Source organism: Gordonibacter sp., assembly GCF_036667095.1.
Lineage (GTDB): Bacteria > Actinomycetota > Coriobacteriia > Coriobacteriales > Eggerthellaceae > Gordonibacter.
Genome location: NZ_JAVWUP010000096.1, coordinates 1 through 1,984 on the forward strand (window position 1 = coordinate 1; position 1,984 = coordinate 1,984).

A 1,984-nucleotide genomic window follows, 5' to 3' on the forward strand; every position below is an offset into this window, starting at 1 on the left:
CTACGACGTTACGTACTTCCCGCATGCCGATCAAGACGAGGTCGACTACCAAGTGCACCAGCTGGCGCACGACCTGGAAATCGGCGCCGACGTCATCCGCGACGTATGCGCCAACGAGATCGAAGAGTACCTCGCGCTCGATGCAAAGCGCGACGCGAGCCTTCCGGTGCACAGCATCGTCGAAGCCTACGTCGGCGGCACGGCGTTCGCCTGGTACGGAATGAACGAATACCCGCGCCTGAAGAGGGTCATCCTGCGCAAGCTCGCAAAGGGCGGCCAGCAGGCGAAGCGCGCATTCATCGCACGCGCGAGCAAGGCCCAGGTGGAGATGCTCGAGGACTACTGATCGGCCGGCTGCCGACCATCGGCTCCCAACCGCATCCGAAACCGATAAGAACAGGAGGGTTTACATGAAAGACACCGTCTACATGGAAGAGATGGACGCGTTCACCTACCGCAAAAAGCTGGAGAAGAACGCCGTGGTCTTCATTCCCGTAGGTGCCCTTGAGCAGCACGGATCGCACATGGCTATGTGCGTGGACGCGGCACTGACCCGGGCCATGGCGGGAGCCACCGCCGAAGCGCTGGCTGCGTCTGCGAAAGGCAGGTTCGAGGCCGTGGTCGCATCGCCCATCAACTACGGCTATCGCTCCCAGCAGCGATCGGGTGGCGGCTTCCACCTGAGTGGGACCACGTCGCTGTCGGGCACCACGCTCATCGCGCTCGCAAAGGACATCGTGTACGGGCTCATCGGCCACGGTGCCCGCAAGATCGTTTTCATGAACGGGCATTACGAGAACTTCCAGTTCATCTTCGAGGGTGCCGAGCTGGCATTGGAGAAGGCACGCGAGAACGGCGTGTACGACGCGAAGATACAGCTGCTGTCCTACTGGGACTTCGTCGACGAGAAGACCATCGAGGAGCTGTACCCCGACGGGTTCACCGGCTGGGACTTGGAGCACGCCGGCGTGATGGAGACTTCGCTCATGCTGCTGCTCTACCCCGACCTGGTGGACATGGGCAAGATAGACGATCCTCTCTACGACGGGTTGCCCGCTGTGCTGCCGAATTACGACGTGCTGCCGATCGTCGCCGGCTACACGCCGCCTTCAGGATGCCTATCCTCGCCCGCCGCCTCGTCGCGCGACAAGGGCGTCGTACTGCGCGACGTGGCCGTCAAGAACATGGTCGCCGCAATCAAACAGGAATTCGCATCGGACTAAGGAGCAGCCTGCGCCTCGTATCGTCAACACCCACGGCCTTCCGGCGCTTATGCACCCGGAGGGCCGTACGCACTAAGGAGCATCATGATCAACGTACGCACCGCCTTTCACGTCTTTGCTCCCAACGAAGCCGTTCACTTCCTGGGGGACTACCACGAAATCCTAGAGGGGGATCGCCATGCCTGCACAAACCACTGAGAGAAAAGTTCCGTTCAAAGTTGCTGCTTCTTCGTTTTTGGGCAACTTCATCGAATGGTTCGACTACGCCACCTACGCGTACTTCGCCATCACTATCGGAATCGTGTTCTTTCCCGAGTCGGAAGTCGACTCGACGATGCTTGCCTTCGCGGTGTTTGCAATATCGTTCATCTTCCGCCCGCTGGGTGCTGCCTTCTGGGGCAGCATGGGCGACAAAAAAGGTCGGAAGTGGTCGCTTTCCCTGTCGATCTTCATGATGACGGGCGCGGCGTTCCTTATCGGATGCCTGCCGTCCTACCAGACCATCGGCCTTCTATCTCCTATTTTGCTGCTGTGCCTGCGCAGCGTGCAGGGCTTCTCGGCTGCTGGCGAGTATTCGGGAGCCGCCGTGTTCCTGGCCGAGTATTCCCCCGCCAAGCACCGCGGCAAGTACTGCGCGCTCGTGCCCGCCTCCACCGCAGCTGGCCTCTTGGCCGGCTCGACCGCAGCGCTGCTCATCAAGCTGTTGCTGCCCGAGGCTGACGTGATCGCCTGGGGCTGGCGTATCCCGTTTCTGCTGGGCG

Annotated in this window: 2 protein-coding genes and 1 pseudogene; all 3 read left to right on the forward strand. The window is 61.1% G+C overall.

From position 1 onward, the window contains the following. Nucleotides 1-346: pseudogene (locus tag RR842_RS09185) on the forward strand (hypothetical protein); the annotation flags it as partial. Between the two features lie 64 nt (nt 347-410). After that, on the forward strand, nt 411-1,223 hold the full coding sequence (locus RR842_RS09190; protein WP_332729550.1) for a creatininase: 813 nt from the start codon (nt 411-413) through the stop codon (nt 1,221-1,223). A gap of 178 nt (nt 1,224-1,401) precedes the next feature. Next, a partial coding sequence (locus RR842_RS09195) for an MFS transporter (RefSeq protein ID WP_332729551.1) occupies nt 1,402-1,984 on the forward strand: 583 nt, incomplete at its 3' end.